Below are 19,691 nucleotides of genomic sequence, written 5' to 3'. Positions count from 1 at the left end.
TTAAAATGTCACCGCAACACGCCAGTTAAGCGTCAGATGATCCGGCCCCAGCCAGTCGGGATAGGCGAGCGGCGTCCCCAGTGTGATTTGACTTGCGAACCAGCGCCCGGCGCTGCTAAGCGATGCCGCCGTTCCCCACAGCGTGCCCGAAGCGAATTTATCGAAGCGATCCTTTTCCAGCCAGCCGCCGTCCAGCGCGACGGTGGCGCTGATCTGCCCGAACACCGGCAGGGTAAACAGCGGGTAGTTGAGTTCGTTACGCCAGTAACCCCCGTTATCGCCGGAGAGATACTGCTCTTTAAAGCCGCGAATGGAGCTTTCGCCACCGAGGGTCAGCCGTTCGCTGCCATAGAGCCGGTCCGGCGACCACTGCCCGTACAGGCTGGTAAGCCACAGAAGATCATGGGTTACCGGGCGCTGGAAACTGGCACTCAGGTTCCACTTACGGAACTCTGCGCGCGGCACGTCGCCGATCTTCTCTTCATCGGTTTCAGCGTTAAACCACGGCATACCGTGGCTGTAACCGGGGTTGAACGTTGCCACACCGCCGAACATTTTCTGTGTGTGGTTGATACCAAGCTGGAGGCTGGAGAGGTTGCGGGTGCTGCTTTTCAGCGGCGCGTCGTTAAGCCAGTTACGGCTGGAGCGCTGGGTTACGCCCGCCGAGAGCGCGGTTTTGATATCGCCATTACGAAACACCACCCATGAACCATTCAGCCGATGGGTTTTGGTGTCACCCGTCGACATCCATGGATAACCCTGATTCATAATGGTGGTGCGGTAGTTACTCCAGGCGTAGCTGTAATCCAGCAGGCCGTAGCCATAAGGCACGCTGACGCCGGTCTGGAAACTCTGCGCGTCATATCCGGTGGCAAAGTCACTGCTGCGCCCGCCGCTGACAAACCATTTATCAGCCAGCCCCAGCAGGTTATTTCCACTCAGTGAACCGTTTAATTGCTTCTCGCCAGTGCTCTTCTGCCCGCTATTATCGAGCGAGAAAGAGGCACTTAACGGGAATTCCGGCGTGGCGGTAAGGTTAACGATGGAATATCCCGGCTCGGTATCCGGCACTATTTCTATCTGCACAGGGTTGCTGCGCAAACGGTTTATTTGCTCCATCCCCTGCTCAATATCACGCAGGTTTAACACCTTGCCTTCCAGACCGGGGAAAACCATTTTCAGCATGCGCGGCGATTCATCGTCGAGGCGGATATGGCTTAATTTCCCTTCCATTACTACCAGGCGTAATTCACCCTGCGACAGATCTTGCTCAGTAAGAAATGCGCGGCTGGTGATATAGCCGCGGCTGATATACCAGTCAGAGATGGCGGTGGTTAATTCGGTGATTTTTGCCATATCCAGGCATTGATTCAGCCACGGTGAGATCAGTTTCTGCTGCGCTTTCGCGCTGATAAGCGTGACGCCTGAAAGGGTTATAGTGTGAATGGTAAAACAGGGCCCCTGAGCGTTGCCGTCGGGCGTACGCACCTCCTGACGCGGCAGCGGCGTGCTTCGCTCCAGCTCATCGCGCTGCTGCTGGCCCTGGCGCAACAACTGTTCCTGCTGTTGACGCACCGCATCCCGATCAGCCGGCGATAATGGCGCAGCCTGTGCGGCAGAGATAAATAATATAAACAGCAATAAATAACGCACTTTTCTCATCCCTGAAGAAAACATAGGTCACCCGACCAATATAATTTTGGTTAAGTTGCTTTTAATAATGATTTCTAAGTATTTTCTTATGGATTAATTAAAAAGGCAATACTCGATGAGGCAAATAGATAATGTACTTTTAAATTTAACTTTAGTTCAGGATATATTCTGGAGAAGATTGAAGTATATCGCAGTGGCTTTGAAGATTAAGTGATACGCAGGGTGGTTAATAAGATGCTATTAGCATTTTTGGTAATTGTAAGCATCGATTATTTGGCTACTTAAATTAGTAGGTTAATAGAGAAGGATGGATATATCAAAGCAGGGATGGGGGTAATAGCCACAGGCTATTATGTTGCCGGGTTCGCCGGGCGCTCCGGCTGATGTAAGCACGGTGCTCTCTTGTGCCTGATTTGCGCTGCTCGCGCTCTTTAGCTAAATCAATGATACTGATGCCGACCATTACCACAGCCATGCAAAACTAAGGTCTTTACCAGACTATCGTCTGTTAAATCACTGTCTAATATGGAATGATTGGCAGACAATCTTAATAATAAAGGGAGTCAATTTTGCAGCATGAACTATGGTTAGAGCCAGACGGGAGCCAAACCTTTTGCCTCAAAGGTGTTCACGGACATGCAGCAAGATCGTTATTAGCGCCCGGCGCAGAGCTCGTATGGGAAGTTGAAGCTACGAGCTATTATGAAGCAATGACACTTTATTATAAATATATGGGCTGGGGTCAATATATGACCTCTTTTCCTGACCAGGATTGTAAGACTTATAGTGAGCTGGGTTGGGAGTAAACGCCTTTAAACTCCATTCCTGCTTTGCGATCCCACGCCACGCTGCACGGCTCAGGCGGTAAGCCGCCTGAAGGCCAGCAACACAGATGCTGAGAAAACGATGCCTAAAATTATTGATAAAAATTTAGTTATGTCTTCTGTGCTGTCAGCGGTATTTGGCAGTTTATCTGGCTCATTATTTCTTTTGATATATCTTTACTGGGCAAAAAATAACGATTCCGCAGAGGAATTGGTATCTGTCATTTTTGTCTATTTGTTTACCGTCATGATAAGTATTTACGGCACACTGGCAGGGTCTTTTATAGTGGGTCTTCCGGTGGTGGTAATAACAAGGCGAATATTCCCTGCCCCTTCATTTAAGGGATGCTTTTTTATACTGTTCACTACGCTCTTCATATGGCTGGTTGTACTGGCATGGCCTGTCATCAGCATATTCGAAATTACTTACCACGAAGTTCTGCTTTTAAGCCCTTATGCTTTTTGCTCAGTTGCTGCACTTACGTATCTGATTTACTGGAAAGGAAGCGAGCGGCACAAATCAGGTTCTGCGTAGAAGGTTTGTACTGATAATCCAGGCTTCCTGCCGGGTAAGAGGAAATGGTCATGTGCGGGCTGGCTTCATCAGAACGGGTACTGACTGAGATCTAACTCGCCGCCCGTTTGCGGCGAGCTTCCAGACCGATGAAAGCAGGATAATACCCTGCTTTTAACGGTTATTCCGGACGCGGGCTGGAACCTTACATGCTCGTTACCAGCTAATATTGTTACACTTCCTGAATGATTTAGTAGGAACGATTTTCATCATATGGTTTTTTGCCATGCACTGGTTAAAGATTTCAGACCTGAAACCTTCAACGTTTAAGCCCAACAGTGTGGAAGAACGTTTATCTGCATCTTTTTTGACGTAATACCCGCAATACTCCTTGAAACTGTCAGGGTTATCGCTGTGCGCTACTGACCATTTCAACTGTGATTCGGCTGACTCTTTCTTCGGCATGTTTGCATTCATCATTCCTGAAACTGCTCTGGAATAATGAGGATCGCTGAATATCTTTTCAACGAAGAGGCGGTTCCCGGTATCAAGATGACCTGCTTTGCACAACTGGATATAGGCCGATGAAAGGCGCTCCTTCTCCGCATCAGACTGGGTGTTACACTCCATAACAACCTGCTTGTCACTCTTCAGGGGATTTTTTTTAGTTGACTCCCAGTAACTCTTATCGAATTGCTGAATCTCGCCTTTATGTGCGCCGAAAGGACAGAGTAATTGGTAGTTGGAGGAACAACTGAGCAATAAAAAGGACGCTGGTATCAGCACCAGACAGCGGTTGAACCGAAACGATAGCAGGTGCTTAATTTTCATTTGAGGGAGTTCCAGAAGTTTTATTGTTAAAGGGTCGCGATGTACTGGAGTGAAGCACCGGCGTTACAACATAAAATCGACCTTAAACTGCGTATTAACGGCTCCAGTCTTCAAGCTCGAGTCCGGGAACGCGGGCAAACTCACGGGTATTGTTGGTCACCAGAATAGCGCTGGCCGCAATGGCGTGCCCTGCAATCGCCGTATCATTTGGACCAATCGGTGTGCCGGCTGCGGCCAGAGCGACCTTAATTTCGGTCGTGGCATCCACTGCTGCACGATCCCAGGCGAGAACTGCATCAAGGCGGGCGCAGAATGCGTCAACAAGCTTTGCGTGACGTGGTGAGGCTTTCTTGCCGACAGCACCAAAGCGCATCTCGGCATAGGTGATGGCCGATACCACGATGCGGTGGTTACGCAGAACGGTCTGCTCCAGGCGTTTCAGGACTGCCTCAGGCTGCTCGCGCATGATGAATGAGCAAATATTTGTGTCGAGCATATAAGTCTTGTTCACAGATCAAATCGTCCTTCATCGGTGACAACGTCCTCACGCTCCGCCATAAAGTCCGGATCGGCCTTCTCAAGTTGAGAGAAAGAGCCCCAAGTGGGGCGCACGGGACGCAGGATGATGCTGTCCCCTTCACGAATGATCTCCAGTTCACTCACCCCTTCAAAATCCAGATCGCGGGGTAGTCGTATGGCACGATTGTTGCCGTTTTTGAAAATAGATACGGTTCTCATAATTCTCTCCCGAATATTATGGATATGTGGAACATATCTGGAACGCTGTCCAGGTACCAGGTGTGCCATATGCTGAGTATATGCAAACTCAGTTCAAGCGTATAGGGCTGGCATATGTATATGCTCTTCACATGGCAAGATAACGACATTCAACAGCATTGCGAAGAGTCGGTACCAGAGCTGTGGTGAGTTGCCGTACAAAGGAAATAAGCGGCAGGGAGCACATCGAAATGGTCCGTCGCTGTGCGCAATTGGCACCTAATTACCGGACTGAGCATGCGAAAAAATCGACTCAATCCTTTGGTGATTGAGTCACAAATTTGTCCCACAGCGAAAATGAGAAAGGTGACCTGCTGCCCTTGTGCTGCGCTCAGCACTGCCGCACCATGCCGAACTCAGTGCTCCAGGACTGCAATGACATTCTGGATGAATCAGATTTGTCGCCTGATGCATTAATGCGCATGGATGCATCGAGGAGATTCACTCCAGCTAAGCATAAAACTTTTCAGGACTGCTCAAACGCCTGAAACTTGCGGAGGAAACCTATTACTCTAAAGTGTCCTGAGTGCGGCACAATCTCACATGCCGGTTCCAGCTTTTATGAAGCCCCATCCATAAAGTGGACCTCTTATCAGTGCAATTACCTGGAGTGCTCATGCACATTCACTGCACTGGAGAACGTGGATACGATTATTGCCCGGCCTAACAAGGTTGAGGAGAAGGATGACGTTATAACCGAGCAATCAAATAAGTCAGCTCATACGCTCGGGAAATATGGCGCAGCATCCCGGCTCTCTAACCGCCAGCAAACTCCTGTCTGACGACTCAAGCGATCCGAGAACCGGCTTACATGCCGGTTTTTTTATACCAATTTTCTGACTTTCCCGCTGATGTTGAGAGTGCATATTTATGCTGCATGAAAACGCATGAGTTTCGTGCATCAATTTTAATCCCAGCGCCCATGGTTCAAGGGCATTGAGGGTTAATCGACAGTGCATGAAAACCTGTGCATTTAGTGAAGCGGGCGGGCGGGCGGGGCTGCGCACGCTGAGGGATAAAACAAGGATAAGGTGCTTTGATTGCGGTATAGCTTAGCGGTACGATAGGTGGTTCTTGTTTGAGTGAAAAGCTTCAACGTTTGCAGTGCAAATATATTGTTACAAGACCCATGTTGTGAAACATTTTTTTAGAATGTTTCAAAAAAAACCTTACAATAAGGGATATCAGTGTCTCTACTTTGATAAGAACGACGCATAACTCAAGGGCGGTCAAAAATAATGAAGATTAATCCCCAAGGTGTTGAAATTCAGAATCGCGATGTACAAACGCTTTTTAGATCCTTAGAACGTTCAGAATTAAAACTGGACGATGCAGAGATATTTTTAGACTTCCCAATGTATAAAGGTGATGATGATAATCTCGTAATATCTCAGATCCTAATGGTTAGCCCTTATTACGGCGTGATTGTTTTTTATTCATCCTCTGCAAATGAATATAATATCCCTCAGCTTAACAGAGATGATAAAAGCTTAGAAAGGGTGGCAGGTTTCGTTGTCTCCAGACTAATCAAAAATGATCAGCTACGCAAAGGAATGCTGGGGTTTGCATTACCGGTAAACTCATTATTATTCGTACCATTATTAAATAGCAATGACAAAAGCATTGAAAATTTGCGCAACCCTGTTGTTACGACGGAAAAACAACTTCTCGATACAATAGCTTCATATGAAAGTAATTTTCCTGAGCGTTTGTTTTTTGAGTCAATCTCTACGATACAAGGGGCAAAAGGTTTATTAAAACCGGAGGATCGTAATGCCGAAAGCCTGCCACCTGATTCTAAAGCAGCAAGAATAACTCAAGTTGAATCAAACATTTTAATGTTTGACAGGGATCAGCAAGAAGGATACATCCCAGCATTAGACGGCCCACAACGAATTCGAGGGCTAGCTGGTTCTGGAAAAACCGTTATTTTAGCCATGAAAGTTGCCCAAACGCTTTTAAGGGATGAGACTGGAAAGGCAACCATTCTATATACTTTTACAACTAAGAGTCTATATCAACATGTCCTAAGGCTTATTCAACGTTTCTATCGAGAGTTTCATGATGACTCAACAAACCTTGATCGCGTAACAGTCATGCACTCTTGGGGAGGGAGATCTAATGCCGGAGTTTATTACGAGGCTTGCAAAGCTTTTGGCCATGACTTCCTCACTTTCCCAGACGCCCAAGTTGAATCAAGAGGAACATTAGATCCATTTGAATATGCATGCAAAGAACTTTTAAACAATGCACAAATCACACCTTTATACGATTATGTTTTTGTAGACGAAGCACAAGATTATGGTATTTACTTCATGCGCCTCTGCACTAAACTAGCGAAAAACAAGCAAGTTTGCTTTGGTGCGGATGTCTTTCAAAATATTTTCCAAAAAAGAACACCAACAGCCACGGAAATATTTGATGATGGAACCGAATTCATTAAAGATAAATTCCTTGAGGTATGCTACAGAACTCCATTAGCTATACTTGTAACTGCTCATGCTATCGGTTTAGGGGTGTATGGAAAACAAGTTCAAAAAATTGAATCAGTTCAATACTGGAACGATTTAGGATATTCAGTTACATCCAGACAATCTGGAGAATTTCAAGAATCGGAAAAAGTTGAAGTGTTGCGTGAATCCAAAAACTCACCAAGCTTTGCACAACAAGACACTCGAGAATTATTAGCTTTCAATTTTAGCCATAAAGATTTAGATGAAGAAATAAATAGTTTAGTTGCAGCCATAGAAAATGACATTAGGGGCGAAGGATTACTCCCTGAAGATATCATGGTGATTTGTGCGGATGATTATAATTGCCGAAATTATTTCAATAAAGTGACAAGGGTATTGAACTCTAGAGAGATATACACCAACAATGTGCACGCAGAGAAAATATCAATTCATGACTTTAAAGTTAAAGACAGAGTAACACTTACTACAATTCACAAAGCGAAGGGAAATGAAGCATATTCAGTGTATATAGTCGGCTCTGATTTTTTATGCCACAACTTGAATATTAGAAACAGAAACCTTTTATTTACAGCAATGACAAGAACAAAAGGTTGGTTATCTGTTTCAGGTATTGGTGATGTTACCAGTGGGTTGAAAAATGAAATGGAACAATCTGTTAATAACATTCCATACATACGTTTCGATTACCCAACGAAGGAAGAAGCCCAGCAAATTGAACATGATATTACTCATGTTAAGCAAGTGTCGTCCAAAGATATTAGCGAGCTTGAGTTTATGCTCAGTAAATTTGGAAGCTTCGAAAACATGCAGAAGTTCATGGAGGAACAATCAGCTAAGAAGGGGAGAAAATGATTTCCTTTCAAGATGTGAGAGCAATAAGTAAATGTACTGATTTCGTGGAGACTTCAGGCTTGCTAGCAGAGTCTAATGGAAGGGTTAATTTACCTTCAAATTACGCTCCCCTATGTAGAAACCTTGCTTATAGGGAATACTGGGAGCTGCATAAAAGTAAATTTTGGTTTCATATTAAACTCACTGACGAGAGTGTTTTTCTATTTGAAGAAAACAGCTTTAGATTTATTATGAGTCCAATAACAGTTCCTTCTATGGAAGATTACTTTCTAAGTGAATTTGGCGAGGAATGGGATAATTTAGACAGAGAAACCAAATCAAGTTACATTGATTCAGGGTCTTTTAGCGAAGGCTATCAGAATTTTGTAGTATCTGTCTCTGATCACAAAAGTTTCACTCCAGTTCGGCTAGACCAACATCCTTCACAGTACGACCCTATAAACCACCCAGCACATCATTTACATATTGGTTATGAGAATGAGTCTCGGATACCTGTAAAAAGAATTTTAACCCCTTTAGCATTCACTGCATTTATAATATCCACTTTTTATCCTAAGACGTGGAAAGAGATGCATGAATCAGGGTACATAAACAGAGATACCGTAGGAGTATATAAAAACAATCTAGATATTCTTCCGCATATTTCCCCTGAGCATTGGAATGGTGAACTAGAGGAAAGCAGGTTCTATATTTGCTAAATTTAATAAGTGCTAAATAATATATCATTTAGCACTTTTTTGTAAACAGGAAGTCCGAATACCACTGTATCATCTCCCTTCTCCCCTCAATATATATAGCATGATTATAGGTTCCTCTTATATTATTTTTATCAACATGAGCCAATTGAATTTATATCCAAGCAGATATAAATCCTTTCTCATGTAAAATAGTAGACAGCGTGTGCCTAAAACCATGCCCTGTTAGCTTTCCCCCATAACCAATACGTTTGATAACTGGATTAATACTCGCCTCACTCATCGGCTTGTTCGGATCGTTCCTCCCCGGGAAAACATAACGGTAGCTCTCTGTCATGATCTTGAGTTCGTTAAGTAAATCTAACGCCTGAGTAGACAATGGCACAAGATGTGGCCTACGCATTTTCAGCCTTTCTGCAGAAATTTCGTAGCAATCTGGCCAAGCCGACTCCCTATGTAACTGTTTAAGGCAAACAGAAAATCGGGTATCTCATTAGACTTAGGAGCGGGAAGTGATTGGATTGATGTGCTTCGGGTGCACTGGAGAGATCTGTAGAAGGATTAAACTCTGCTGCCCATAGTAATGGCATAGCGAAAAACTTCCGAGCAACGTTGTCGTACTTTGCGTATTTTCTAGCGGTTTGATTTATCCTACTGGTCTCGTACCCACATAAGGTAAATGTCGCTCTGAAACGCTTCCATAATGTATGAGGCATATCCTGGCGACCATTTAGTTGACTTCATTTGATGCCACTCTCTGGCAATATATTCAAAAGCGTTTTCAGACTCGGTTTGCAACGCAAGCTTTTTCTCTTTTCGAACCTCACCAAGGTTCTTTCCTTCCGCGACCAGCTTCCGAGCGTTATCACGAAGAGAGCGAGCATCTGCAAGTGTGATCGTCGGGTAAACCCCAGGCGAGATCATTTACGGATTACCAACAAAGCGATAGCGGAACCGCCAGCTCTTACTTCCATTTGGTTCAATAAGCAATGATAGCCCCAGGCCATCACCCAATGTATAGGCTTTAGCTTCAGGCTTAGCGCGGCGAATCTGCATATCGTTTAAAGGCATGTGTACAGGAATCCAGACCGAACAGGAACATATACACAATCCTATACATATTTAGTACTGGATGGTTACGGACGGCATTGGATTGAAACGCAAAAAAACGCTAAAAATCAGAAGATATGTAGACGACTACGAACGTTTGAGGAAGCTGAAGTGGTGCCGATAATAGGAGTCGAACCTACGACCTTCGCATTACGAATGCGCTGCTCTACCAACTGAGCTATATCGGCCCTGCGAGGTGTTCACGAGCGTGAATCACGGGTTAGAAGGTTAAAACTAAGCGGGTGATGCGTCAATGCCCCTGTGAATCAAACGGCTACTTTTGCATCACCCGACTTTATTTACGCACGAATGGTATCGTCGCCAAAACCGATCCACTTATAGGTGGTCAGTGCTTCGAGACCCATCGGGCCGCGCGCGTGCAGCTTCTGCGTGCTGACCGCCACTTCCGCGCCGAGGCCAAACTGGCCGCCGTCGGTAAAACGCGTCGAGGCGTTCACATACACCGCTGAGGAGTCGACCTCGTTGATAAAGCGGTTGGCGTTGCGCAGGGTGCGGGTGAGGATCGCATCAGAGTGCTGCGTGCCATGCTGGCGAATATGATCGATCGCATCATCGAGATCGGCGACGATCTTCACATTCAGATCCAGCGACAGAAACTCATCGTCATACTGCTCCGCCTTTACCGATTCAACCTTCGCCGGGCCGCTTTGCAACAGGGCGAGCGACTGCTCGTCCGCATGCAGCGTCACGCCGCTCTCTGCCATCTGCTGGCTGAGCGCCGGTAAAAAGGTACCGGCAATGCCTTGATGCACCAGCAGCGTCTCGACGGTGTTACAGGTGCTCGGGCGCTGGGTTTTGGCGTTGACGATAATCTTCAGCGCCGGGGCGATCTCTGCCGTCTCGTCGACCAGAATATGGCAGACGCCGATACCGCCGGTGATAACCGGGATCGTTGACTGCTCGCGGCAGAGCTTATGCAGCCCTGCCCCGCCGCGCGGGATCAGCATGTCGATGTACTTATCCATGCGCAGCATCTCGTTGACCAGCGCGCGATCCGGGCTCTCAATCGCCTGTACCGCACCCGCCGGTAAACCGCACTCTTCCAGCGCCTGCTGAATCACTTTCACCGTCGCGGCGTTGGTGCGCCAGGTCTCTTTCCCGCCGCGCAGGATCGCAGCGTTGCCGGTTTTCAGGCACAGGGAGGCGACATCCACGGTAACGTTCGGGCGCGCTTCATAAATCACGCCGATCACGCCGAGCGGCACGCGGCGGCGCTCGATGCGCAGCCCGCTGTCCAGCACCCCGCCATCAATCACCTGGCCGACCGGATCGGCAAGTTTGCACACCTGGCGCACATCGTCGGCAATGCTTTTTAAGCGCGCCGGGTTGAGCGCCAGGCGGTCGAGCAGCGCCTCGCTAAGACCATTGCCGCGCGCCTCTTGCAGATCCTGCTCGTTAGCCAGCAAAATCGCGTCCGACTGCGCCTCTAAATAGTCGGCAATCTTCTCCAACACGCGGTTTTTTTCCTGGCTTGTGAGCAACGCCAGCTTGTACGACGCAGCTTTCGCCGCGATGCCCATCTGTTCCAGCATACCTCTGCTCCTTAACGGGTAATCATATCGTCGCGGTGCACCGCGACAGGGCCATACTCATAGCCCAGAATCTCATCAATCTGCTGCGAGTGGTGACCGGCAATCCGGCGCAGCGCATCGCTGTTGTAGCGGCTTACGCCGTGGGCGATATCGCGCCCCTGCAGATTACAAATACGGATCACTTCCCCACGGGAGAAGTTGCCTGTCACGCTTTTAATCCCTTTCGGCAGCAGCGAACTGCCGCGCTCAAGAATGGCGGCGGTCGCCCCTTCATCAACGGAGATCTCACCGGCAGGCGGTGCGCCGAAGATCCAGCGTTTACGGTTCTCCAGCGGCGAAGTCTGAGCATGAAAACGCGTGCCGACCGGCGTGCCGCTCACCACATCGGCAATCACGCCGGGCTTGCCGCCTGCGGCAATAATCGTCTCGATACCGGCGCGGCAGGCAACGTCGGCAGCCTGTAACTTGGTGCCCATGCCGCCGGTGCCGAGGCCGGAAACGCTGTCGCCCGCAATAGCGCGCAGCGCGTCATCAATGCCGTAGACATCTTTAATCAGCTCGGCCTGCGGGTTGTTGCGCGGATCGGCGGTAAACAACCCCTGTTGATCGGTAAGCAAAAGCAGCTTATCGGCTCCGGCCAGAATCGCCGCCAGCGCCGAGAGGTTATCGTTATCACCGACTTTAATCTCCGTGGTCGCCACGGCGTCGTTCTCGTTAATCACCGGCACGATGTTGTTATCAAGCAGCGCGCGTAGCGTGTCGCGGGCGTTGAGGAAGCGTTCGCGGTCTTCCATATCGGCGCGGGTCAGCAACATCTGACCAATATGAATACCGTAAATGGAGAAGAGCTGCTCCCAAAGCTGAATCAAACGGCTCTGGCCGACGGCTGCCAGCAGCTGTTTTGAGGCGATGGTGGCGGGCAGTTCCGGGTAGCCCAGGTGCTCACGCCCGGCGGCGATAGCGCCGGAAGTCACGATTACTATGCGATGCCCGGCGGCGTGCTGCTGCGCGCACTGGCGCACCAGCTCCACAATATGGGCGCGGTTCAGGCGACGGGAACCGCCTGTTAAAACACTGGTGCCGAGTTTTACCACCAGCGTCTGGCTGTCACTCATGATTCTCTGCCGTTTTTAGAAAAAATAAGAAGTTTATTAGTAATCAAACGTTGTAACAGGAGTGAGCGCGCTTGCCAACCGCCAGCGTGAATCGACCACTTTTTTGTTGCGCGGGATCAGCAAGCGTAGCGGCAGAGTTTGACAATTTTATGGCAAACACAAAAAAACATAACTTTTTCAAATTACTCTTACTTTGTCATAAATGTTTCATTTCAGAGCGTTACAACCCTTCCTGTTTTTCACGGGGCGAGAGCCCAGCGAATAGTGGCGCGTTAGTTTAATCAGGAATTCAAAATGAAAAAGAGCACTCTGGCATTAATGGTACTGGGCGTTGTTGCATCGGCTTCTTCTGTTCACGCGGCGGAAGTCTATAACAAGAATGGCAACAAACTGGACGTGTACGGCAAAGTGAAAGCCATGCACTACTTCAGTGATGACAACAGCAACGACGGTGACAAAACCTACGTGCGTTTCGGCTTCAAAGGTGAAACCCAGATTAACGACCAGTTGACCGGTTTCGGCCGTTGGGAATCTGAATTCGCCGGTAACAACGACGAAACTACCTCGGGCCAGAAAACCCGTCTGGCCTTTGCCGGCCTGAAAATCAAAGATTTTGGTTCTATCGATTACGGTCGTAACCTCGGCGTGCTCTACGACGTGGCCTCCGTGACCGATATGTTCCCGGAGTTCGGCGGCGACTCGCTGGCCCGTACCGATAACTTTATGACCAAGCGCACCACTGGCGTGGCGACCTACCGCAACACCGACTTCTTTGGCATGGTGGATGGCCTGGACATGACCCTGCAATACCAGGGTAAAAACGAAAACGGCCGTAACAGCATCATCAAGCAGAACGGCGACGGCTGGGGCACCTCTCTGGCCTACGATTTCGGCGGCAGCCCGGTCACGATTATTGGTGCTTACGCCAACTCTGACCGTACTAACGCGCAGAACACCGCGCTGGCGCTGGGCCGTGGTCAGAATGCCGAAGCCTGGGCAACCGGCGTGAAATATGATGCTAACAACGTCTACCTGGCGACCTTCTACTCCGTGTCATACAACATGACGCCGGTCTCCTCTTCGCTGGGCTTTGCCAACAAAGCACAGAACTTTGAAGCCGTCGCGCAGTACCAGTTCGACTTCGGCCTGCGTCCGTCCGTGGGCTACGTGCTGACCAAAGGCAAAGATATGGAAAACGGTATCGGCGACGAAGATCTGGTGAACTACATCGACGTTGGCGCCACCTACTACTTCAACAAAAACTTCTCGGCGATGGTCGATTACAAAATCAACCAGATCAAAGACGACAACAAACTGGGCATTGCTGACGACGACATCGTTGCTGTTGGCGTGACCTACCAGTTCTAAACCCTGTAGTGACCCTCGTTATATGAAATGCCCTCGGTTGAGGGCATTTTTTTCCCGTCTGATGGGAGAAAGCAGGCCAGTGCCTGTTCATGCCCGGCGTGCGAAGAGCAGCCGGGCATTTTTTATCGGGGGCGTTATGCGGGGAGTTTTAACTTCTCTTTGAAGTCATCGGCAGGTTCAAGCTTCAGCTCAAGGGAGGCTAACAGCGTACGCGCGCGCTCGTGGAAGTCGCGCAGCGTTTTTTCCAGACGGTCGACCACTTCCTGGTCTTTAATGGCGGTGGGTTTCCAGTGCCCCTCTTTGTCGAAGAGCCCAAAGTGGTAGCGATAGGTAAAGCGCTTCTCCTGCGCTTCCATTTCCATCCACCATCCCCAAAACTCGCGTTTTTCCGGCGCGGGTTTCACATTCACGCAAACTGCCAGGCAATCAAAGAAAAAACGGTTTTCTTCGCACTGCTCTTCGCGGATATAAGGTCCTAGCGCAGTAAACTTTTTAATCAACCTGCTTCTCGGATGTCCACTTGGTAACGTCATTGCGATCTCCTTTTGTGATGCAACTGTTTTACCAAATCAATGGAAATTCTCAAAGTATTAACCGAACTGATGGTTGATCCAGTCAACAATCTTCCTGAGCGCAGCGTCAAAATTGCGATAAACCGGGTTAAACGGGATGTCGAGCAGCTTTCCATTACTGGATGAAGAGGTGATTAAGCGCGACTCCGCCTCCGGGCTGAAGGGATCGTTTTGCCAGAAACCGGAGAGCATCGGCGTCGGGCAGCGGCGGCCCAGCAACCCCTGCGTTTTTAATGAATAGCGGTTAAGTTCAACGCGCAGCGCCTCATCGGAAGCGTCATGCATGCCTAAACGGCTGGCGAGCACGTCCAGATACATCTCCGGCACATCGCCCTGGCGCAGCGGCTCGCTAAGCAGGGAATGCACCACCGGCCCGAGGCAGGCCACCGCTTTCAGGCGCGACGCTTCAAGATAGGCCAGCCGCACCGCCACGTTGGCACCAAAGCGGAAACCAAATGCCGCCACGCGGGTGTGGTCAATCCACGGAATGTTGGGCAATGCCTGGAGCGCATGCTGATGCAGCAGGCTGGAGTCCTGGGTCAGCTTCCATTTGCTGGAGAAGCCCACCGAGGGCATATCGAGCGTCAGCATGGCAATGCCTTTCGGGGCCAGGTAGCGCTCATAAAGGGTGTAGTAATCGATCTGCAGGCCATCCAGCCCGCCGCACATCAGCACCGTCGGGAAGGGGCCTTCGCCTTCCGGCATATGCAGAAAGCCGGTGACCGGCGCGCCGCCGGGAATGGCGAACTCCAGCTCTTTAATGCTGCCCGGCAGGCGCTGTGCGGCCTCTTCATAGGCGCGGTTGGCCAGCGCCTGCGCCTGCTCGGCCAGGCTATCGCCTTTGATGTGCGGATAGGCGGCGATGCTATAGAGGTTAGAGGCGTGCAGCCAGTGGCGGCCGCTCAGCGCACTGTCCGTCTCCTGCATCGCTTTTTGCTGCCAGCTCATCGCCTGCGCGGACCATTCGTAGATCCAGTTGCCGTTGCGGTAGCCTACCACCGTATCGAGCAGTTCCGCGTCGGTGCGCTCGGCCTGGCTCATCACTATGCGCGCCTGCACTTCGAGGATCTCGCGCGCGTCGATGCCGCGCCAGATCCACATCAGCCGGTTGATCATCCGGTACCACTGCGGCACGTTTTTGCCATCCAGCGCGGACTGCACGGGCGGCTGCACGCCAGGGTTAAAGCGGCGCACCAGCGTCGAGGTCTCAGGGTATTTAAAGCGGGGTTTGAACAGCGTTTCGCTAAGATTTGACTGGGGCATGGCGCGCAGCTCCTTAAAATTCACCGGAGGGCATTGTAACCCGTGACGCGCCAAAAAGAACAACGCCCGGCAGAACCGGGCGTGTGTACAACAGGGGGGATTAACGGCCGCTGATTGGCGGAACGAAGGCTACGCCCATATCCCACGGCTGCTCAATCCAGGTATCCTGCGGGATATCAATCACATAATCGTTCACCAGCGGGCGACCGGCCGGCTTGGCGAAGATAGTGACAAAATGTGCTTTCGGGTACATTTCGCGGATCGCTACGGCGGTACCGCCGGTATCCACCAGATCGTCAATCACGATAAAGCCTTCGCCGTCGCCTTCCGCGCGCTTCAGTACTTTCAGTTCACGCTGGTTGTCGTGGTCATAGCTGGAGATACAAACGGTATCGACATGACGAATACCCAGTTCACGCGCCAGCAGCGCGCCTGGAACCAGACCGCCACGGCTTACGGCGATAATGCCTTTCCACTGTTCTGAAGGCATTAAACGGGCAGCAAGTTTGCGGGCGTGTATCTGCAACATGTCCCAGGTGACGACGTATTTTTCGCTCATGTGAAGTGTCCCAGCCTGTGTTTTACGGCTTAAAAAGTGTTCGAGGGGGAAATAGGTTGCGCGAGATTATAGAGATCTGACGCGCTAAAAACCAGTGTTACCCGGCATCGCCGCCGCTTTTTCCCCAATCCCGTGCTCGCGCTGTCGCCATAAAGTGGTATTCTCAACCGCATCTCGCAAGAGGGTCTTGCGATTCGTTTATCTAACCCGCGACCTGCACGCAACCTGTTCGCAGGCGCTTTTAAGGAGACTCATCGTGTCTGAACTGTCTCAACTATCTCCGCAGCCGCTGTGGGATATTTTTGCCAAAATCTGCTCTATTCCGCACCCCTCTTACCATGAAGAACAGCTCGCCGAACACATTATGGGCTGGGCGAAAGAGCAAGGCCTGCACGCAGAGCGCGACCAGGTGGGCAATATCCTGATCCGCAAACCGGCCACCGCCGGGATGGAAAACCGCAAGCCGGTCGTGCTGCAGGCGCACCTCGATATGGTGCCGCAGAAGAACAACGACACAGAACACGACTTCACCAAAGACCCGATTCGTCCCTATGTTGACGGCGAGTGGGTAAAAGCGCGCGGCACCACGCTTGGCGCGGATAACGGCATCGGTATGGCCTCTGCGCTGGCGGTGCTGGCAGACTCCACCGTGCAACATGGCCCGCTGGAAGTGCTGCTGACCATGACTGAAGAAGCGGGCATGGATGGCGCATTCGGCTTACAGGCGAACTGGCTGCAGGCGGATATCCTGATCAACACCGACTCTGAAGAAGAGGGTGAGATCTATATGGGCTGCGCGGGCGGTATCGATTTCATCACTACCCTGCCCCTGACCCGCGAAGCGGTGCCTGCCGGTTTTGAAACCGTCAAACTGACGCTGAAAGGGCTGAAAGGCGGCCACTCCGGCGCCGATATCCATTTAGGTCTGGGCAACGCCAACAAACTGCTGGCGCGCTTCCTGGCGGCTCATGCTGCTGAGCTGGATCTGCGTCTGCTCGACTTCACCGGCGGTACGCTGCGTAACGCCATTCCGCGCGAAGCGTTCGCCGTGATCGCCCTGCCGGCGGATAAAGCCGCACAGCTGAAAACCCTGGCGGATGAGTACCAGGCGATCCTGAAAAACGAGCTGGAAGCGAAAGAGAAGAATCTGGTGGTGCTGGTCGATAGCGTAAGCAGCGACAAAGCGGCGCTGACCGCGCTGTCGCGCGATGCCTTTGTTCGCCTGCTGAACGCCACGCCGAACGGCGTGATCCGCAACTCCGACGTCGCCAAAGGCGTGGTGGAAACCTCGCTGAACGTCGGCGTGGTCACGTTGCAGGATGAGAGCGCGGAGATCATCTGCCTGATCCGCTCGCTGATCGATAGCGGTAAAGATTACGTGGTAAGCATGCTGGAATCGCTGGGTGCGCTGGCCGGTGCGAAAACTGCGCCGAAGGGCGGCTACCCGGGCTGGCAGCCGGATGCCCAGTCGCCGGTGATGGCGCTGGTGCGTGAAACCTATCAGCGTCTGTTCAACAAGATGCCGAACATTCAGATTATCCACGCCGGTCTGGAGTGTGGTCTGTTCAAAAAGCCCTATCCGGAGATGGATATGGTGTCGATTGGGCCGACCATTACCGGCCCGCACTCGCCGGATGAGCAAGTGCATATCGAAAGCGTGGGCCACTACTGGACCCTGCTGACCGAACTGCTGAAATCTATCCCGGCTAAATAAGCCTGCTGTCCGCGCCGCCCGGCGCGGACATTTTCCTTCCTTTACTGCGCCTTAAACCCTGGCCCCTTAAAGGTGCGCACCGGGTTGCCGCGTTCTATCTGATGATGAAACAGCCTGCGTTCCGACTTAAGCGCCGCGCGCTCGTCATCCTGCGCCTGCTCCAGCCGGTGTGAAATCAGCAGCATCGCCAGCCGCTTATTTGCATGCTGGCTGCGCTCCGACTGCACTTTTACGCTAATACCGGTGGCAATATGCGTGGCGCGCACGGCGGAATCGGTTTTATTCACGTGCTGGCCGCCCGGCCCGGATGAGCGCAGCGTCTCAAAACGAATCGCGCTATCCTGCAACGCCGCCTGCGGAATAAACTCCGCCACGCCGATAAACCAGTTCTTCCGTGCATGATTGGCGCGATAGGGGCTCGGGCAGATCCACTGCACCGTGCCGCACCAGCGCGCACTCAGCGCCTGCGCATTTTCGCCATCGAGTGAGACCAGCACCGAGCGGTAGGCGCCCGGCTGGCGCGCCGCTTCCGTTTCGATCACCGCCAGCGACACCTTTTGCGCCTCAGCCTCTTCCATCAGCTGCGCTAACGCTTTACCCACTGCCAGGCAGCACTCATCAGGCCCCTGCGCGGAGGAGAGTTGCAACAGTCTCATTCGCCCGCCCCTCCGCTCACTTTCAGGGTTAACACCGGACGCAAGCGCGCAACCGGCGTCACTAAATCGGCATCGACCAGGCACTCAAGCACGCTCTCGACGGACTTATACGCCTGCGGCGCTTCTTCATAGATCAGCTGACGATCGCGGCAAATCACCCGGCTGCCGAGCGGTGTGCGCGCCAGTTGCGCCGGGGTGAATTTCCCGGACAAGCGCCCTTTGCACTCGGTGCGCATCCATTTGCGTCCCGCGCCGTGCGCCAGCGAATAGAGGCTCACCTCGCTCACTTTCGGCATTACCAGCCAGCTGTGATCGCCGCGTGAACCGGGGATCACTACCAGGCCCTGCCCGTCCGGCGTCGCCCCTTTGCGATGCAGCCAACCGGCTTCACCGCCCACGGTGCAGGCTTCGACGAAGTTATGCGCCACATCGAGCAGCGCTTCGCCATCGGCATTGAGATGATCGAGAATGCGCCGCGCAATCAGCGCCCGGTTGATGCGGGCAAAGTTGAGCGCGTCATCGTGCTCGGCAAGATAGTGGCGAGCCGCGTCGCTCCCCTCCACCAGCCCGGCGTGCGAGAAGGCGTCGACGTGGCGGCGCAAAATCTGCTGCCCCAGCCCGCGTGAACCGCTGTGGGCCAGTAACAGCAGGCGCTGCTCATCGAGGCCGCTTTGCGCGAACAGCGCCGCATCGCTCACGCTATCGACCTGTTGCAGCTCGGCAAAGTGGTTGCCGCCGCCAATCGATCCCAGCGCGGCGCGCCAGGGGTGGTTTTGCCACGCATCCGGCACCGCTTCATCCAGCCAGTCGGCAGAGGCGCTATCGCCCAGCGCGCTGAGGCGTTTTTCGACCTTATCGGCGTTATATTTGCGCCGTACCAGGTCGGTCTGCCACAGCGCCATGCCGCAGCCGATATCGTTCCCGACCAGCGCCGGGTAGAAACGCCCGGTGGAGAAAAAGGCCGCGCCAATCGGGTAGCCGCGGCCGGGGTGAAGATCCGGCATGCCGACGACGCGCGTCATACCCGGCAGTGCCGCAGTGGTGTGTAATTGTTGGATCGCTGAACCTTCGATCCACAGGTTTTCCGACGCAATATAGGAGATCGCGTCTGAGATATGACAAACAGAGTTGCCCATATACCAATCCATATGTAGAGAAATA

Annotated in this window: 17 protein-coding genes, 1 tRNA gene and 2 pseudogenes; 7 read left to right on the top strand and 13 right to left on the bottom strand. The window is 51.6% G+C overall.

The window, feature by feature from the left end; all coding sequences use genetic code 11:
• Window positions 1–1,662: a ShlB/FhaC/HecB family hemolysin secretion/activation protein gene (locus tag SOM48_RS15265; RefSeq protein WP_320512330.1), complete on the bottom strand. Its 1,662-nt coding sequence runs from the start codon at window positions 1,660–1,662 to the stop codon at window positions 1–3.
• 897 nt (window positions 1,663–2,559) lie between these two features.
• On the opposite strand from SOM48_RS15265, the gene SOM48_RS15260 reads away from it, so the two are divergent.
• On the top strand, window positions 2,560–3,012 hold the full coding sequence (locus SOM48_RS15260) for a hypothetical protein (protein ID WP_320512257.1): 453 nt from the start codon (window positions 2,560–2,562) through the stop codon (window positions 3,010–3,012).
• Between the two features lie 195 nt (window positions 3,013–3,207).
• On the opposite strand, the gene SOM48_RS15255 is transcribed toward SOM48_RS15260, so the two are convergent.
• The 3 genes from SOM48_RS15255 to vapB all read right to left on the bottom strand — a co-directional run bounded on the left by SOM48_RS15255 (window position 3,208) and on the right by vapB (window position 4,560).
• Window positions 3,208–3,822 carry a hypothetical protein gene (locus SOM48_RS15255; RefSeq protein ID WP_312202229.1) on the bottom strand — a complete coding sequence of 205 codons (615 nt, stop codon included), beginning with the start codon at window positions 3,820–3,822 and terminating at the stop codon, window positions 3,208–3,210.
• Between the two features lie 94 nt (window positions 3,823–3,916).
• On the bottom strand, window positions 3,917–4,333 hold the full coding sequence (locus SOM48_RS15250; protein ID WP_313163728.1) for a type II toxin-antitoxin system VapC family toxin: 417 nt from the start codon (window positions 4,331–4,333) through the stop codon (window positions 3,917–3,919).
• Window positions 4,330–4,560: a type II toxin-antitoxin system VapB family antitoxin gene (vapB, locus tag SOM48_RS15245; protein ID WP_042715980.1), complete on the bottom strand. Its 231-nt coding sequence runs from the start codon at window positions 4,558–4,560 to the stop codon at window positions 4,330–4,332. Before vapB ends, SOM48_RS15250 begins: the two co-directional genes overlap by 4 nt.
• 200 nt (window positions 4,561–4,760) lie before the next feature.
• On the opposite strand from vapB, the pseudogene SOM48_RS22700 reads away from it, so the two are divergent.
• The 4 genes and pseudogenes from SOM48_RS22700 to SOM48_RS15230 form a co-directional block, all read left to right on the top strand.
• Window positions 4,761–4,871 (top strand): annotated as a pseudogene (locus SOM48_RS22700) (hypothetical protein); the annotation flags it as partial.
• A 234-nt stretch (window positions 4,872–5,105) separates the two neighbouring features.
• Entirely contained in the window at window positions 5,106–5,381 is a 276-nt protein-coding gene (locus tag SOM48_RS15240; RefSeq protein ID WP_320512329.1) for an ogr/Delta-like zinc finger family protein, read from the top strand.
• 456 nt (window positions 5,382–5,837) lie between these two features.
• On the top strand, window positions 5,838–7,925 hold the full coding sequence (locus tag SOM48_RS15235) for a DEAD/DEAH box helicase (protein WP_320512256.1): 2,088 nt from the start codon (window positions 5,838–5,840) through the stop codon (window positions 7,923–7,925).
• The gene (locus SOM48_RS15230; RefSeq protein WP_320512255.1) at window positions 7,922–8,623 is read left to right on the top strand and encodes a DUF2290 domain-containing protein; all 702 of its coding nucleotides are present in this window, start codon (window positions 7,922–7,924) and stop codon (window positions 8,621–8,623) included. Before SOM48_RS15235 ends, SOM48_RS15230 begins: the two co-directional genes overlap by 4 nt.
• A 28-nt stretch (window positions 8,624–8,651) precedes the next feature.
• On the opposite strand, the pseudogene SOM48_RS15225 reads toward SOM48_RS15230, so the two are convergent.
• The 4 genes and pseudogenes from SOM48_RS15225 to proB form a co-directional block, all read right to left on the bottom strand.
• Window positions 8,652–9,691: pseudogene (locus SOM48_RS15225) on the bottom strand (tyrosine-type recombinase/integrase).
• Between the two features lie 151 nt (window positions 9,692–9,842).
• Window positions 9,843–9,918, bottom strand: a tRNA-Thr gene (locus SOM48_RS15220).
• A 111-nt stretch (window positions 9,919–10,029) separates the two neighbouring features.
• A complete protein-coding gene (gene proA, locus SOM48_RS15215; RefSeq protein ID WP_320512254.1) occupies window positions 10,030–11,283 on the bottom strand; it encodes a glutamate-5-semialdehyde dehydrogenase in 1,254 nt (417 codons plus the stop codon).
• A gap of 11 nt (window positions 11,284–11,294) precedes the next feature.
• On the bottom strand, window positions 11,295–12,398 hold the full coding sequence (proB, locus tag SOM48_RS15210; protein ID WP_023479003.1) for a glutamate 5-kinase: 1,104 nt from the start codon (window positions 12,396–12,398) through the stop codon (window positions 11,295–11,297).
• A gap of 294 nt (window positions 12,399–12,692) precedes the next feature.
• Here proB and phoE point away from each other — a divergent pair, with 294 nt between their 5' ends.
• Window positions 12,693–13,766: a phosphoporin PhoE gene (gene phoE, locus SOM48_RS15205; RefSeq protein WP_023478988.1), complete on the top strand. Its 1,074-nt coding sequence runs from the start codon at window positions 12,693–12,695 to the stop codon at window positions 13,764–13,766.
• Window positions 13,767–13,900: 134 nt separating this feature from the next.
• Here the strand turns inward: phoE and crl are convergent, their stop codons facing one another.
• The 3 genes from crl to gpt form a co-directional block, all read right to left on the bottom strand.
• Window positions 13,901–14,299: a sigma factor-binding protein Crl gene (gene crl / locus SOM48_RS15200; protein WP_023479000.1), complete on the bottom strand. Its 399-nt coding sequence runs from the start codon at window positions 14,297–14,299 to the stop codon at window positions 13,901–13,903.
• Between the two features lie 57 nt (window positions 14,300–14,356).
• The gene (frsA, locus tag SOM48_RS15195; protein ID WP_128483579.1) at window positions 14,357–15,601 is read right to left on the bottom strand and encodes an esterase FrsA; all 1,245 of its coding nucleotides are present in this window, start codon (window positions 15,599–15,601) and stop codon (window positions 14,357–14,359) included.
• Window positions 15,602–15,701: 100 nt separating this feature from the next.
• Entirely contained in the window at window positions 15,702–16,160 is a 459-nt protein-coding gene (gene gpt, locus SOM48_RS15190) for a xanthine phosphoribosyltransferase (protein WP_023478997.1), read from the bottom strand.
• A gap of 256 nt (window positions 16,161–16,416) precedes the next feature.
• Here gpt and pepD point away from each other — a divergent pair, with 256 nt between their 5' ends.
• Window positions 16,417–17,874, top strand: coding sequence for a cytosol nonspecific dipeptidase (gene pepD / locus SOM48_RS15185; RefSeq protein WP_313276323.1), 1,458 nt, complete (start codon window positions 16,417–16,419; stop codon window positions 17,872–17,874).
• Between the two features lie 41 nt (window positions 17,875–17,915).
• On the opposite strand, the gene prfH is transcribed toward pepD, so the two are convergent.
• A complete protein-coding gene (gene prfH / locus SOM48_RS15180) occupies window positions 17,916–18,530 on the bottom strand; it encodes a peptide chain release factor H (RefSeq protein WP_289746563.1) in 615 nt (204 codons plus the stop codon).
• Entirely contained in the window at window positions 18,527–19,666 is a 1,140-nt protein-coding gene (locus SOM48_RS15175; RefSeq protein ID WP_139568360.1) for an RNA ligase RtcB family protein, read from the bottom strand. The genes prfH and SOM48_RS15175 overlap by 4 nt, the downstream gene beginning before the upstream one ends.
• Window positions 19,667–19,691: the final 25 nt, after the last annotated feature.

The organism is Kosakonia sp. CFBP8986, from assembly GCF_034044935.1.
Classification (GTDB): Bacteria; Pseudomonadota; Gammaproteobacteria; order Enterobacterales; family Enterobacteriaceae; genus Kosakonia; species Kosakonia cowanii.
The sequence above is the reverse complement of the archived record's forward strand: the minus strand, read 5'-3'. Positions and strand labels throughout refer to the sequence as shown.